14 protein-coding genes are annotated in these 14,170 nt (G+C 43.1%); 9 read left to right on the top strand and 5 right to left on the bottom strand.

Going from position 1 to position 14,170, the window contains the following annotated elements:
* The first annotated feature begins 17 nt into the window (after window positions 1–17).
* The 7 genes from HMPREF2704_RS11595 (at window position 18) to HMPREF2704_RS08090 (ending at window position 10,091) form a co-directional block, all read left to right on the top strand.
* A complete protein-coding gene (locus HMPREF2704_RS11595; RefSeq protein ID WP_223344859.1) occupies window positions 18–206 on the top strand; it encodes a hypothetical protein in 189 nt (62 codons plus the stop codon).
* A gap of 62 nt (window positions 207–268) precedes the next feature.
* Window positions 269–1,042 carry an acyltransferase gene (locus tag HMPREF2704_RS08115; protein WP_256318659.1) on the top strand — a complete coding sequence of 258 codons (774 nt, stop codon included), beginning with the start codon at window positions 269–271 and terminating at the stop codon, window positions 1,040–1,042.
* 324 nt (window positions 1,043–1,366) lie between these two features.
* On the top strand, window positions 1,367–6,766 hold the full coding sequence (locus tag HMPREF2704_RS08110) for a Cna B-type domain-containing protein (protein WP_070846199.1): 5,400 nt from the start codon (window positions 1,367–1,369) through the stop codon (window positions 6,764–6,766).
* Window positions 6,767–7,098: 332 nt separating this feature from the next.
* Window positions 7,099–7,701, top strand: a complete 603-nt coding sequence (locus HMPREF2704_RS08105; RefSeq protein WP_021153833.1) for a hypothetical protein — start codon at window positions 7,099–7,101, stop codon at window positions 7,699–7,701.
* Entirely contained in the window at window positions 7,701–8,492 is a 792-nt protein-coding gene (locus HMPREF2704_RS08100) for an energy-coupling factor transporter transmembrane component T (RefSeq protein ID WP_173019373.1), read from the top strand. The genes HMPREF2704_RS08105 and HMPREF2704_RS08100 overlap by 1 nt, the downstream gene beginning before the upstream one ends.
* On the top strand, window positions 8,468–9,304 hold the full coding sequence (locus tag HMPREF2704_RS08095) for an ABC transporter ATP-binding protein (RefSeq protein WP_070846197.1): 837 nt from the start codon (window positions 8,468–8,470) through the stop codon (window positions 9,302–9,304). The genes HMPREF2704_RS08100 and HMPREF2704_RS08095 overlap by 25 nt, the downstream gene beginning before the upstream one ends.
* Window positions 9,291–10,091 (top strand): energy-coupling factor ABC transporter ATP-binding protein, encoded by an 801-nt coding sequence (locus HMPREF2704_RS08090; protein ID WP_070846195.1) that lies wholly within the window; start codon window positions 9,291–9,293, stop codon window positions 10,089–10,091. Before HMPREF2704_RS08095 ends, HMPREF2704_RS08090 begins: the two co-directional genes overlap by 14 nt.
* A gap of 81 nt (window positions 10,092–10,172) precedes the next feature.
* Here the strand turns inward: HMPREF2704_RS08090 and HMPREF2704_RS11590 are convergent, their stop codons facing one another.
* A complete protein-coding gene (locus HMPREF2704_RS11590; RefSeq protein ID WP_002878297.1) occupies window positions 10,173–10,301 on the bottom strand; it encodes a hypothetical protein in 129 nt (42 codons plus the stop codon).
* 14 nt (window positions 10,302–10,315) lie between these two features.
* Window positions 10,316–10,477, bottom strand: coding sequence for a hypothetical protein (locus tag HMPREF2704_RS11275; protein ID WP_001062367.1), 162 nt, complete (start codon window positions 10,475–10,477; stop codon window positions 10,316–10,318).
* Window positions 10,478–10,691: 214 nt separating this feature from the next.
* On the opposite strand from HMPREF2704_RS11275, the gene HMPREF2704_RS08085 reads away from it, so the two are divergent.
* The gene (locus tag HMPREF2704_RS08085; protein WP_070846193.1) at window positions 10,692–11,630 is read left to right on the top strand and encodes an AEC family transporter; all 939 of its coding nucleotides are present in this window, start codon (window positions 10,692–10,694) and stop codon (window positions 11,628–11,630) included.
* Window positions 11,631–11,690: 60 nt separating this feature from the next.
* Here HMPREF2704_RS08085 and HMPREF2704_RS08080 read toward each other — a convergent pair whose 3' ends face one another.
* The 3 genes from HMPREF2704_RS08080 to HMPREF2704_RS08070 are packed head-to-tail and all read right to left on the bottom strand — an operon-like array spanning window position 11,691 to window position 13,083.
* Complete coding sequence (locus HMPREF2704_RS08080; protein WP_070846191.1) at window positions 11,691–12,023, bottom strand: glucuronide permease; 333 nt, start codon at window positions 12,021–12,023, stop codon at window positions 11,691–11,693.
* Window positions 12,024–12,057: 34 nt separating this feature from the next.
* A complete protein-coding gene (locus HMPREF2704_RS08075) occupies window positions 12,058–12,528 on the bottom strand; it encodes an HXXEE domain-containing protein (RefSeq protein WP_070846189.1) in 471 nt (156 codons plus the stop codon).
* A 15-nt stretch (window positions 12,529–12,543) separates the two neighbouring features.
* Entirely contained in the window at window positions 12,544–13,083 is a 540-nt protein-coding gene (locus HMPREF2704_RS08070; protein WP_070466537.1) for a TetR/AcrR family transcriptional regulator, read from the bottom strand.
* Between the two features lie 132 nt (window positions 13,084–13,215).
* Here HMPREF2704_RS08070 and HMPREF2704_RS08065 point away from each other — a divergent pair, with 132 nt between their 5' ends.
* The gene (locus HMPREF2704_RS08065) at window positions 13,216–14,121 is read left to right on the top strand and encodes a cation diffusion facilitator family transporter (RefSeq protein WP_024054599.1); all 906 of its coding nucleotides are present in this window, start codon (window positions 13,216–13,218) and stop codon (window positions 14,119–14,121) included.
* The last annotated feature ends 49 nt before the right edge of the window (window positions 14,122–14,170 follow it).

The following is a 14,170-nucleotide window of genomic DNA, read 5'->3' as shown; positions in this document are numbered from 1 at the left end:
GGGCAAGGAGTAGGACCATGCAAAAGAATCCCCTCTATAACACCTCTAGTATCAGCTTTTTTCAATACCTCTTTGCGATTGCAGTGATTTTGGTGCATAGTGGTCGCTTGACCTCCTATGAGCCACTGCATTTTGGTCTCAAGAGTATGCTCGGCCGGCTAGCGGTTCCATTTTTTATCGTCTGTGCCAGCTTTTTCCTCAAATAATCCCTAGGGAATTCTCAGAAAATGAAGGCCTATCTGGTCAAAATCGTAAAAACCTATTTGTTTTGGAGTTTCGTTTACCTCCCTTATGCCTGGCTCTTTTTCTCCTTCCTGTTTATCTCTTTCCAGCAGGAATCTTGATTGCTCTGGTCTACTTGGGAATGTGCTACCAACTCTGGTATATTCCTGCTTTTTTACTGGGCTTGTTTTTGGTCAATCAATTGGTCAAACGCCTAGGTATGGTTTGGACGGGGGTGATCACTTTTCTTCTTTACTGCTGGGGCTTGATCGAGACCTATTCGGCTTATCTGGACACTACGAGTCTTCTTAAGGGTTACCAGCTCTACAGTAACCTATTTTTCACAGCGCGAAATGGTCTCTTTTACACGCCTATTTTTATCTATATGGGATACTATCTCTATGATCAATTTCATGCACAAACCTTTAAGGTTCACTGTTGGCAAAAGCTATCTCTCGCCTTTGGTTTGTTCTGTATAGAAGGTACCATCATTTTTCAACATGAAGGAATCGATAAGAACTTTTTCTTATTACTTCCTATTGTGACGGTCTATTTTGTCAATGCCTGCCTGCGATCGTCCTTTTTGAAAAGCTATGATTTGCAGTATTTGAAACAGATGAGCACGGCCCTTTACTTTTCCCATCCGATTTTTATCGAGTTGGCTCGCTATGGCTTTAGGACTCTCCCTCCTTCTTATCCAGACAGGGGCAAGCTGATTTTTGTGACTGCCTTGTTTGGCAGTCATCTCTTTGGGATGGGCATGCTATGGGTGCGAGATAGAAGGAAAAACAAAAGATTCCTTCAAATGGTGAGGAGTTAGATAAACTAACCAACCAATAGTAGGGTGTACAAAACTCAAGCAGATGTGTTTGAGTTTTTTTGTAATAAGAAAATCAAGGAGAGATAAGAATTGGTAGGTCTATTCCCTCGTTTATAGATGTTTTATTTTCTTGCCCTTGGATAAAAGAAAGGGGAAATCATTACCAGATAGTGACTTATAATATAGACATTATTGCAAAATGTGTCTATATAAAATAAATATTACAACTTTATTTTATAAAGAAGAGAATTTAGTAATTCTATATGATAAAATAGGAGTGAAAGCCTATTCGTCTAGGCTGACAATAAATAAAGGAGACACAAAATGAAGAAGATGAGTTCATTATGGAAAATCTTCCTTAAAAAAGGATTTGCCATTTTAACGATTCTCATGATGCTAGGTCAAATTGGGCAAGGAGCTATGACAGCTTTTGCTAATGAGCTAGCGGTCGGAGATAATGGGGCTCTGGATGTTACTCTCTTATATGGGGACAAACAAGACCATCCAGGTGGCATGTCCTATTTTACAGGGGATACCATGTCTGGCTATATCCAGATTACCCCTAAAAATTTGACAACCGACATTAACGATGTCGCGATTACTTTGAAAGTACCAGGCAAGTACCTCAGAGAAGTCAGTATTCCAGACTTTAATAGTGCCTCAGAGCATGATAAACCAACGGTAACAAAGGTTGGTGATGATTATCAAGTCACCCTTCACTTTAAAAATTACCAAAAATCAGAAGTGTTGACCTTGCCTTTTATCGGGAAGTTTACAATCGGGTATCCACCGACGAATTACTCGCTAGATATCACAGGAACTTTGAACATCAATGGGCAAGAAACAGCGCTCAATGATATCATTTGGAAGCCTAAGTACAACGATTATCGTTTCACAAAGTACATCAACCAAAACTTGAACGAAGCCATGTCTAAGGACTATGCGGAAGCAATGCCAGGTATTGTCAAAGGTGCGGATGGTAAGAACTATATTGAAACACCAACTTCTGTCCCATTTGCCTTCCAATTGGACGGAATGCGTGGTCAATACGGTGGTCAATACCGTCAGTTAGAATCAGCAACGATCACTGATAAGTTACCAACCTATACAGATAAGAGTGGGAAGACTCGCACAGCTGTTCTTGATACAACCAAGTCTGAAGGCTGGGTAGACAATGGAGATGGTACAGTTACGAAGACTTTCAAGGCGGATGCAAACGACAATCCAGCAGCTTATCACCAAGAATTTATGACCAAAATCAAGGATACAAGTTACCTCTACTTGAAATTCCCTGATTTGGTCTTAGAAAAAGACCAAACCCTTAAGGACGTTCTTAGTAAGGATTTGACCAATACTGGTAGCATCGTAGGAATTCCTGCCAACCGTGGAGAGGGAGAACCAGATATTACTGCGGAAGATTCTCTTATTTTCCGTTTGACTTCACGTGACCTGGAAGGGGCTGGAAGCTTTGCTAAACAGGCGGATGGGGATGTTTATGACTCAACAGAATACAAGGCTGCTAATTATAAATGGCTCTTAAAATTTGCCAACAATACCCCTTCACCGCAGAAGAATTTCGTCTTTTATGATGAGACTGTGGACCCTCGCTTGAAGTTTACCAAGATCGGTTATAGTCGCCTGATGGAAGGAAACTATGGGATTGGGAAGCAAATCCATACCATTGTCAAACGAATTATCTTGACCATGGAAGATGGTAGCACCAAAGAAATCCAGTCAGAAGCAGATAAAGATGGAAACGGTCTAATTGATTTGACCAAGTATGGAACCGTTGTGGGCTGGCGGATGGAAATGAAGGATGATTTTGTCCTTCAATCTGGTCAGGGAATTTACCTCAATAGCTATACAAGCTTCAAGGATCCTGAAAAGACGCGTTACGATGAAAATGATGCGACCAAAAATGTCTACAAGAATACAGGCCGTGTGACTTATAAAACACAGTCAAACGTTGCCAAAGATCAGTCAGCAGATTGGAGCTTTAAGCTGATTCCTATGAAGGAAAGCTTTGAAATTGCAAAAACGACTGATTACAATGATGTTCGCTATACTGATGGACAAAATATTCGTTTTGGTTTGATGGCAACCAAAGTAGTTTTAGATCCTGATAAGGATTATGGAGACCTGCGAATCATTGATCTTTATGATCCAAATACCCTTAAAGTCGACTATAAAGATTTTGAGAGAAACCTTGCCTCTAATGAAAAAGGTATGAAATTCTTAAAGAGCTACGATGTCATTGAAAACTACCACAATTCTGGACGGACAGCTCTCATCATGCATTTGGATCAAAAAGAGTTTATTAAAGCTTCTCTTCAAGATCTTAATCGCGTGCGTCTACCATTTATCGTGGCCGATCTGAAAGGGAAAGACGATGGTGGGACCTTCACCAATAAAGTTTATGTCGCTGGAAATGGGATCCACGATCTTGAAAATGCCAACCCTGATCGGGTCACGGAAGATGTGTATGATCTGAACGGAAATGGTTCAACAACGGATAAAATTCCATATGCTCAATCAAACTATACGATTGTTGCTGCTGAAGGAATCTATGCACGCAAATATATCGCTAAAAATGATGACCTGTCAGACGCTTCGATTGTGACACGTACCTTCAAACCAGGTGAAACCTTTAACTACAAACTCACCATTAAAAATAATACGGATAAGGCAGTAGAAGACGGAGTCGTCTATGATGTCCTACCAAAAGTAAAAGACGTTAACACACTAGACGGATCTGGTCGGATGACAGAATACACGGTCAGCCTTCGTGGACCAGTGACAGCTCCAGAAGGATGGACGGTCTACTATACTACTGATACAGGCGTTACGACAGATACCATGGCGCAAGCTGCTGACAAGGATATCTGGACGACAGCTGTGACTGATTACAGTCAAGTAACAGGAATCAAGTTAGTTGCAAATGCTGGTACTACGATTCCTGCGCGTGGAGAAGCAAGCTTTGGTGTCCCAGTCGTAAATCCAAGTGAATTAACCGATGAAGTCAAGGCTTTGATGCAAAAACGTACCAAAGACAACGAAGACAACGGCGGTCGTTCTGGTCTTGTTCAAGCTCATAACCAGTTTGGTTACAAGGCGAAAGGTCACGAAGGAAATCGTGAGTCTAATACCGTAACTGCACAAATCTTCTCGGCTGCTTTCCACGTCAAGAAGGTGGACAAGGATGATTCTAAGAAAGTCCTTGAAGGCGCTGAATTTACCTTAACAGATGCAAATGGTGCGGTTGTTGCGACGGCCACTTCTGATAAAAATGGAGAACTCTCCTTTAACACCTTAACAGAAGGAACCTATACGCTCAAAGAAACCAAAGCACCTGAAAACTACAAGTTGGATGAAACAGAACATGCTGTGGTTGTCACCTATGATGCGGACAAACAAATCTACCACGTCACGGTGGATGGAAAAGCGGTTGGCTCAAAAGCAGTCCCAGTTGAGATCGCTAATGAAGCAGATATCAAGTATCTCGATCTTGAAGCTTCAAAAGTTTGGGATGACCAAGACAACCAAGAAGGGCTTCGACCAGCAAGTGTGGAATTCCAACTTTACAAGAATGGCAAAGCTCAAGGGAAACCAGTTGCTGTTTCAGCAGCAACAGACTGGAAAGCTCACTTTACGAACCTTCCAGATAAAGACAGTGATGGCAAGCTCATCACCTACACTGTTAAAGAAGTGAAAGTTCCGACTCATTATACGGTCGATACAGAAGAAGCCAGCTTCACAGATGGAAAAGCCACCATCACCAACAAGCGCACTCCTGAGACCACGACGGTTACAGTCAAGAAGGTCTGGGATGATGCTCAAAACCAAGATGGTCTTCGCCCATCTACCATCAAAGTTCACCTCTTGGCAAATGGAACAGAGGTGCAAGCTCTTGATCTGACTGGTGAAGGAGATGAATGGACTCATACCTTCACAGACCTACCCGTCTATAAAGATGGTCAAAAAGTTGTCTACACAGTGACAGAAGACAAAGTGGACAATTACACCACTAAGATTGATGGAACTACGATTACCAATACTTACAAACCAGGTAAGACAAGCCTTACTGTTACGAAAAACTGGAGGGATGCCAATAACCAAGATGGCCTTCGTCCAAAAACAATCAAGGTTCAATTGTATGCTGGTGATCAAAAGGTTGGTAAGGCTGTTGAATTGTCAGCAGATAACAAATGGACCCATACCTTCTCAAACCTAGACGAGAAGAAAGCTGGCCAAGTTATCAACTATACAGTCAAAGAAATCGATGTTCCAGAAGGCTACACACAAGCCGTCGAAGCAAGCAACCCAGGTCAAGTAGTCGTGACCAACACGCACGAACCAGAAAAGACCAAAGTAGAAGTGAGCAAGAAGTGGGAAGATGGAGACAACCAAGATGGTCTTCGTCCAGCCAGCATTCAAGTTCAATTGTACAAAGATGGTCTTGCGACCGATCAAGTATTAGAACTTTCAGCTGCGAATGACTGGAAAGGTGCATTTGAAAACCTTGATGCCAAGGCAGCTGGAAAAGCAATTGCATATACAGTCAAAGAAGTAACTGTCCCAGATGGTTACAAAGTAACGGTAAATGATAAGGACAAGGCCAATGTTGTCTTGACCAATACGCATGAACCGGCTCTTACAGAGATGAAAGTAACGAAGAAATGGGAAGATGCCAACAACCAAGATGGTCTTCGTCCAAAATCCATTAAGGTTCAACTCTATGCTGGGGATGAAAAAGTAGGAGATCCAGTTGAATTGTCAGCGGACAATCAATGGACTCATACCTTTAGCAAATTAGCTGAAAAGAAAGCTGGTCAAGCTATCAGCTACCGTGTGGAAGAAGTCTCTGTTCCTGAAGGCTACCAAGTATCTGCTGATACTTCTGACGTTGCTCATACGATCTTGACCAATACCCATACGCCAGCGGTGACCGATATTCCAGTGACCAAGATCTGGAATGACCAAGACAATCAAGATGGTCTTCGTCCAGCAAGTATCGTGGTGAATCTTCTTGCCAATGGTGAAAAAGTTGCTCAAAAAGAACTCACCAATGCGACAGATTGGAAAGAAAGCTTCACAGGTCTACCAAAATTCAAGGATGGAAAAGAAATCGTCTATACTCTTCAAGAAGAGAAGGTAGCTGAATATACGACTACAATTGATCAGGCTGCTTATACCATTACCAATACCCATGCACCTGGTAAGACAAGCATCACGGTCACTAAGAAGTGGGATGATGAAAATGACAAGGATGGACTTCGTCCGAAGAGTATTCACGTTCAACTCTATGCCAATGATCAAAAAGTCGGTCAAGAAGTAGAATTGTCAGCTGAAAACAAGTGGACCCATACCTTTGCAGATTTAGATGAAAAAGCAAATGGAAACACCATCACTTATACAGTAAGAGAAGTCAGTGTTCCAAAGGGCTATGAAGCTCGTAACGACGAGGATGGTAAAGGAAATGTTGTGATTACTAACAAGCATGTTCCAAAAGAAACTCCAAAACAACCAACTCCTCCAAGTTCATCTGAACCTAAAAAGCCGGGTCAACCTGAGCCTAAAAAACCAAGCCAACCTGAGCCAAAAAAACCAGGCAAAATCTTAGGATTCTTACCAAATACGGGTACGACGATCTCCATTATTAGCCTTGTTTTAGCCTTTGTCTTGGCAAGCATTGCAGCTTATATTTTGAAGAAAAAGAAAAAATAAGCTAGTGCTTCCTTTATAAAATGAAACAAACACCAGAGATGGTGTTTGTTTTTTTATAGTGGCCTCTTATTATTGTCTTGCGATCATTCTCATGGGCGCTGGCTCTATTTTTCAATTCCCGAACGTTTCCAAAAAAATTTCAGGAAATTCTTGACTTCTATGAAAATCGGAGTATGATTAGTTGTGAACTGTTGAACAATCATTTTCAAGAAAATCCCTGATGTCGACTAAGGGATCTGTGAAAGGAGAAGCGGTTCAAATCGAAAATCTATAGAGCGTTGCGTCCGAAAGTCTAAACAGACACGGCTCTTTAAAAACAAAAGGAGAAGATTATGAAAACAGAACCGATTCATCGTACCAGTATGTGGAAATTTAAGTTAAGTGCTGCCACCATGACTTTGATTCCCGCTGCCGTGGGGATTAACTATGTTGCCAAAGCCTTGGCGGAGGGGTTAAAGTTGCCCGTTTGGCTGGGGTCTTTGGGAACCTTTCTTGCCAGCATGTTGGCTGGGCCGGTTGCCGGTGCCATCAGTGGTTTCATCAACAACGTGATCTATGGGCTGACCTTATCGCCAATTTCAACCGTGTATGCGATTACCAGCATCGGAATTGGGATTGCTGTCGGAGTTTTGCACGCCAATGGGTGGTTCTCGTCAGCGCGACGAGTATTTGTTTCTGCTATTATTATTGCCATCGTTTCAGCTGTCATTTCAACGCCACTCAACGTCATCTTTTGGGGTGGTCAGACCGGTATCGCTTGGGGTGACTCATTGTTTGCGGTAATGGTCGCCAATCATGCACCAGTGTGGCTGGCCTCATTTACCGATGAGTTTGTCTTGGATATTTTGGATAAAGTCTGCGTGGCCTACCTGGCCTTCTTCATCTATCGTCAGCTGCCGAAGCGGATGGTGCACTTCTTTAGCGGTGATAAATGATGACTGATCAAACATTGATTTCTGGAGCGCCACGGGTCAAGCTCAAGTGGTACCAGGTGATCGATCCGATTACTAAGCTCTTGTTCATCGTGGACATGACGTTGTTGAGCTTTGCCAGTATGAATTTATTGCTTCAGGCCGGATTAATTCTTGTCGCAACACTGCTATTGTTATTTTCCAAATTGAGTTCTACCATCTTTAAGGCGCTGGGATTCAGCTTGTTTCTGATTTGCACCATGCTGATCATCCAAGGATTATTTTACAGTCGGAATCAAACTGTGCTGTTTTCTGTGCTTGGGGTGTCGTTCTACAAAGAAGGCCTGATTTACGCCACCACTCTGGGTTGTCGAGTATTGGTGATTATTTTGACCAGTGGCTTTTTTATGGTGACCACGAGTATTTCAGAAAACGCGGCCTATTTGGAACTGTCCGGATTGTCTTATAAAACCGTCTACGTTCTGATGTCGGTGTGTTATATTTTGCCGGAAATGATGCGCAATATGCGGAAAATCCAGCAGGCACAAAAAGTTCGCGGAACCAATCCGCAAAAAACGTTGATTCAGAAATTAAAGTCAGTCCTGCCGGTTCTAATTCCATTGGTGATTAAGACCTTGGATCAATCGATGGCGCGGTCGATTTCTCTCCAACTGAGAGGTTTTGATAATCCCAACCGGACTGTCAGAACCTCCCAGCGCGTGTATCGCCTGTCGCGGACGCTGCACATTGGTCTGACTGGATTGGCAATTTTATTGATTGGGTGGAAGATATGGACGAAGATAAACGGATTGTAATTGAAAATTTGACCACCCGTTATCCGGGTACTGAGCAACCACAACTGCGTCAGATTAACGCGGAGGTTCATACCGGCCAGGTGGTTGGGATTATCGGGAATAGCCACTCCGGCAAATCGACTTTGTGCCGTGTGCTGGCAGGGGTCATTCCCAAAATGGTGTCTGCTGAGATTGAGGGCGACTGGCACATGTTTGGCCAGCGAGTGTCCGACAATTGGCCCGTTTATAATGCCATGAATGGAGTTGTACTGCAAAATCCAGCTGGCCAACTAAGCGGGTTGGCAGACACGGTTGCCGATGAAATCGCCTTTGACTTGATTAATCAGGGAATGGCTGAAGGACTGATTCAAAAACGGGTTGAAGAAGTTGCAACGCAAATGGGGCTGATTGAACAGCTGAATTTGCGTCCCGAAAGCCTTTCCGGTGGTCAGAGCCAGCGGTTGGCAATTGCCACGGCGATTGCGGCTAACCCGGCTGTTTTGATTATGGATGATCCGACCAGTCAGATGGATCCCCTTGGCCGCCGACAATTTTTCCAATGGCTGGCCCAAGTCAAAGAGACGACTGTCTTCATTGTCACCAGTGAAATTGACGATTTGTGCGAAGTCGCCGACGTTGTGTGGGTGCTGCACGAGGGTCAAATGGTAGCCCAGGGCAGGCCGGGTGAGGTGTTTAATCATTTGGCAGCTGACTGGCAGATTCTAGCCCCGACAATCCAGCAACTTGCTCAAAAAATGGATTGGCACTTGGCTGATGGCCGGTATCCGGTGAATGACGCTGAACTGAAGGAGGTTTTTTATGCCCACAATTGAACTGAACCACCTGACGTTCACTTATCCGGAACGGTCCTTTAGCTTGGATGTTGAAGACAAATACTTCGCCGATCCGATGGTGGCGATTGTCGGCCAAAATGGTGCCGGCAAATCAACGCTCTTCAAATTGTTGACGGGCTTGCTGACACCACAAACCGGTGTGATTAAGGTCGATGGAGAAAATTTTAATGATCTTAAACCAGTCGAAAAGTTACTGAAGGTTGGGATTACTTTTCAGAATCCTGACGATCAGCTTTTCAACCCGACCGTTCAACGAGAGGTGGAGTGGAGTGTCGCGCAGGTCATGGATGACCACGACACGATTACGAGGCGGGCTTTAGCGGCTCTAAAAAGAGTTGGCTTGGATGATAAAACAGCTGAAAGTCCATATGACCTGTCATTGTCGGAACGCAAGCTGTTGAGCGTTGCCACAGTTTTGGCAGTGGATCCGGCGATTTATTTATTTGATGAGCCGATGATGTCGCTTGATTGGGAAAGCCGGCGCAAGTTGACCGCAATTTTCCATCAGTTGGCTGATTCAGGCCACCAAGTTGTGACCATCACCCATGACATGGATTGGGTCGCCGCCGAGTTTGAGTCGGTGTATGTTATGGAACACGGGAAGTTTGGCTTCGCCGGCAGTCCACGGGAATTGTTCAGCGATCACGAACTTGTCCAGCGAGTGGGATTACTACCACCGCGGATTATGGACATAGCGGAGTCGCTGGGTGATTCAAAGACATATTTATCGGTTAATGATTATTGCCAGAAAAATCGAGATGTATAGAAAAAGTCACCTCTGCGGGTTTTCCAGGTTGAAGGATTAACTTCAGCTTCTGGCAAGAACTCACATGGGTGACTTTTGTGTTTAATAACGTTTCATGATCATCGGGTGCTTCCTCAGATCACTCGGTTTGATTTTACTTTGTTTCATGGTCATAATCATATACCATTTCTTTTGGATCTTTTGTTTGACTAATACAAAATAGGTCTTCATAGGTCTTCGCATTTTTAGCGCCCATTAGGATCATCAGTATAATTTTCTGAATTAGGAGACTGTCCCATCACTATTCGAACTTCGTCTCCCAACTTACGCTGTTCCCATTCATCCGTGAATCCTTTAAATCGCAATTCTGGAACTTTCTTTTTAACTGAATCATCTATTTTCGCCATAGTCCCCACCATTTTATTGGTTTTTCTTGATTTACCTTATCAACAGTCTCGTTGGTTGGTACCAATGGAGTAAGGCAGCTAAGAAAGGCTACTAGTAACAATCAATAAAATACAAGAAGTGGGCATGTTGCCCCACCTCTTTTTATGATATACTAGAGTAGTTTTTGAGACCTTGTGGAAAAACTCTCATTTCAAAGAAGTAGAAGGAGAAAACATGGAGATCTTTTTGAGGAGTATATCAGGGATTCTCGTCATCTTGGGTATGATTTTAGTGGGCTTTGTCATTGGTGAAAAAGGCTGGTTCGACGACAAGTCACGTGGCCTACTCGCTAAACTGGTCACTCAAGTTGCTCTTCCCTGCTATATGCTCTACACCATCACGCAGCGCTTCACAGCAGCAGATCTGCTTAAAATGTTGCCAGCCTTGCGATTTCCTGCCCTGTCTATGGTTATTTTGCTTGGAGTAGCGACAGGAGTAGCCAGGATCTTTGCAGTGAGACAGGATCGTCGTGGGCTCTTTATTTCCATGTTTTTTAACTCCAATACCATTTTTGTAGGGCTTCCCATTAACCAAGCTCTTTTTGGGGATGCCAGCATTCCCTATGTTTTGATCTATTACATGTCTAATACGACCTTTTTCTGGACCTTGGGGACTTACCTGATCCAGCGAGACGGTGAGGGAGAAGCTCAGTTTGACCTCAAAACAAGCTTGAAAAAGGTCTTTTCTCCACCTCTCATGGGCTTTCTTTTGGGGCTACTAATCGTGATCCTTCATATTAAGTTGCCAGCCTTTCTAGCCAGTGATTTACAGTATCTGGGCAATTTAACAACACCCTTGTCCATGATATTCATCGGTTTGTCAGTGTCTCATATAGGCCTGAAGCAGTTGGTCCTGGGAAAAGATCAGATCCTCATTTTATTAGGTCGCTTCGTGTTTGCTCCACTCTTAATGGCGACCATTGTTTACCGGGCCCCTCTTCCAAGCCTAATGAAGCAGGTCTTTATCATCCAGTCTGCCATGCCGGTGATGACTAATGCGCCAGTCGTTGCGAGACTCTATGGGGCCGATAGTGACTATGCAGCGGTCATGGTGACAGAGTCAACCCTAGCAACCATGGTAGTCATTCCAATTCTGATGGTATTGATGGCCTGATCATTAGAAAAGTTTAGAGAGAAAAAGCTCAAGTTTTCATTGAAAAACTTTGGGCTTATTTTATATGAGAGCTAATAAAACCGTAATCATTAGAGCAATCCCCACCCGAATGAGATGATGAACTGGGTTGAAGTTTTCTTTATGCTTGCCATTCCAATAGGCCCCGTAGCAAATTAGGCCACAACCGATCAGCCAAAGAACTAGAGTGACAATCGGCAAAATGAAGTAGAGGATGAGAGATACAGTCGCAAGACAACTTCCAATGAACAGAAGCCGATTTCCTAAAGTGTGCTTGCCCTTTTTTAATTCAGAAATGGAGGCTAATAAGTGAAGAAGAGCAAAAGCAAGGGCAAATAAGGCTGTAAAAAAGCCAAGAAGAATGGGGAAGAACATAGGGTTTCCTTTCTAAAATATGATTGTCTGAGTGCTATTTTTTGTGACTGATTTTATGAAGAATCATAAATGATACTACAAGATTTAAAATGATAACCAATAAAGTAAAAAGAGAGTAACCATAGAGTTTAATTGGAATTTCATCTTTGATATTACATAGAGAAAACAAACTCGTTAGAATTCCCGTCAACAATCCAGGCACATATTTTCGAATAACGATTGTCTGAATCAGATGTCCGAAAACATGGTAGATATATGCAATCACAATGGTTGTGTAAATAGTATAGTTGTTAAACTGGTAACTAAGAAAAAGTGATAGAAGTAGGATTAGAAATTGCTCCAAGACAATGGCATTGAAAGCAAAAGGAGTGTAATAAGATAGGATTCGATTGTTTGGATACTGGATTGATATTTTTTTGAAAAAGGATGGCATCCAAACGATTTCTTCGAGTTCGTGAAGCATGAAGAGTGCTGGAAATAAAAAGTAAAATTGCACGATGGACATTAAAAACACCCCTTTCTAGTTCGAACCCACTTTCAGAATCTCTAAATAAAACTGAACGGCTTCTTGTTCTGTGTAAGATTTGCCTTTTTTCAACCACCAGCTGAGGGTTTCGATGAAATGGCTGACGACCAGGTGTTTGAGATAGGAGTGGGGAATGTTAGGGTACGATTGGATGAGTTCGTCGGCTACCATTGGGTAGACATCGTGTTCTAGTTCTTTTCGCAGTTGCCGTATAAAATAATCGTTTTTAGAGAGCAAGAGACTGGTTACATGGTCTTGATTTTTCTTGAAATGCTGAAAGATATGGGCCAGGTAGTCTTGTGGGGAGAGGTGTTCAGCACGCTCAAAGAGATGGTGAAAGAGTTTTTGACAGAGTTCATCTAGCAATAATTCCTTGCTCTCGTAATGGCTGTAAAAGGTCGAACGCCCCACATCAGCAAGATCAATGATTTCCTGAACCGTGATGGCTTCGTAGTCTTTTTGGTTGAGTAAGTGTAAGAAAGCCTGATAGATGGCTTTTCGAGTTTTGGTGATGCGACGATCCTGTGCTGTCATATGGACACTTCGAACAAACTGTTCAGTAACGTACACCCTAAACGGTTTGCCCCTATCCTTTCTGTTGTGAATGTTAGATAATGATAATGAACATGATGTTCATGAATCTATTATAACAAAGGAAATAGGATTATGAAGACAAAACATGCGGTCTGGATCGCTTTTTTCTTGAATTTGAGTTATGCCATTGTTGAGTTTATTGCAGGAGGGATTTTTGGATCCAGTGCGGTCCTTGCGGATTCGGTCCATGACTTGGGGGATGCGATCGCTATTGGGATCTCCGCCTTTTTGGAGAGTATTTCCAATCGTGAAGAAGATAGCCGCTATACCTTGGGCTACAAGCGTTTTAGCCTTTTAGGGGCCATGGTAACAGCTGTGATTCTTATGACAGGGTCCGTTCTGGTTATTTTGGAAAATATAACGAAATTGGTTCACCCACAACCTGTCAACGATGAGGGCATTCTCTGGCTTGGAATTATTGCCGTCAGCATCAATGTGCTAGCGAGTCTCGTCATTCGCAAAGGGCAAACCAAGAACGAATCCATTCTCAGCCTGCACTTTCTGGAAGATACCTTGGGTTGGGTGGCTGTCATCTTAATGGCCATTGTTCTCCGATTTACCGATTGGTATATTCTGGATCCGCTCTTATCTCTTGCCATTTCCATCTTTATTCTGTCAAAAGCCATTCCACGTTTTTGGAGCACGCTCAAGATTTTCCTGGATGCTGTGCCAGAAGGAGTGGATATCCAGCAAGTCAAGAGTGATTTGGAGCAGTTGGACCATGTCGCTAGTATTAACCAGCTCAATCTTTGGACCATGGATGGCTTGGAAAAAAACGCCATTGTCCATGTTTGTCTAGAGCATGTCAACCACATGGAGGTTTGTAAAGAAGCGATTCGTACCTTGCTCAAAGATTGCGGCTTTCAAAACGTCACTATTGAGGTTGACGAAGACTTAGCAACTCATCGAGCCCACAAGCGCAATATCGAGGAGCTGGAAGTGGATCAACATCATGGGCATGATCATCACCATCATTAATGACGACTTGGTATAAGTAGAAGCTCGATAAAAAGTGTATACTATAGAT

Origin of the sequence: Streptococcus sp. HMSC076C09 (assembly GCF_001837905.1) — a bacterium.
Classification (GTDB): domain Bacteria; phylum Bacillota; class Bacilli; order Lactobacillales; family Streptococcaceae; genus Streptococcus; species Streptococcus parasanguinis_I.
The sequence above is the reverse complement of the archived record's forward strand: the minus strand, read 5'-3'. Positions and strand labels throughout refer to the sequence as shown.

Bases quoted from the DNA above. Each gene is read 5' to 3' on its own strand.
- HMPREF2704_RS08085 (WP_070846193.1), top strand. From the start codon at position 10,692: ATGGAGATCTTTTTGAGGAGTATATCAGGGATTCTCGTCATCTTGGGT.
- HMPREF2704_RS08080 (WP_070846191.1), bottom strand. From the start codon at position 12,023: ATGTTCTTCCCCATTCTTCTTGGCTTTTTTACAGCCTTATTTGCCCTT.
- HMPREF2704_RS11590 (WP_002878297.1), bottom strand. From the start codon at position 10,301: ATGAAGACCTATTTTGTATTAGTCAAACAAAAGATCCAAAAGAAATGG.
- HMPREF2704_RS08095 (WP_070846197.1), top strand. From the start codon at position 8,468: ATGGACGAAGATAAACGGATTGTAATTGAAAATTTGACCACCCGTTAT.
- HMPREF2704_RS08070 (WP_070466537.1), bottom strand. From the start codon at position 13,083: ATGACAGCACAGGATCGTCGCATCACCAAAACTCGAAAAGCCATCTAT.
- HMPREF2704_RS08110 (WP_070846199.1), top strand. From the start codon at position 1,367: ATGAAGAAGATGAGTTCATTATGGAAAATCTTCCTTAAAAAAGGATTT.
- HMPREF2704_RS08075 (WP_070846189.1), bottom strand. From the start codon at position 12,528: ATGTCCATCGTGCAATTTTACTTTTTATTTCCAGCACTCTTCATGCTT.
- HMPREF2704_RS08065 (WP_024054599.1), top strand. From the start codon at position 13,216: ATGAAGACAAAACATGCGGTCTGGATCGCTTTTTTCTTGAATTTGAGT.
- HMPREF2704_RS11275 (WP_001062367.1), bottom strand. From the start codon at position 10,477: ATGGCGAAAATAGATGATTCAGTTAAAAAGAAAGTTCCAGAATTGCGA.
- HMPREF2704_RS08100 (WP_173019373.1), top strand. From the start codon at position 7,701: ATGACTGATCAAACATTGATTTCTGGAGCGCCACGGGTCAAGCTCAAG.
- HMPREF2704_RS08105 (WP_021153833.1), top strand. From the start codon at position 7,099: ATGAAAACAGAACCGATTCATCGTACCAGTATGTGGAAATTTAAGTTA.
- HMPREF2704_RS08090 (WP_070846195.1), top strand. From the start codon at position 9,291: ATGCCCACAATTGAACTGAACCACCTGACGTTCACTTATCCGGAACGG.
- HMPREF2704_RS11595 (WP_223344859.1), top strand. From the start codon at position 18: ATGCAAAAGAATCCCCTCTATAACACCTCTAGTATCAGCTTTTTTCAA.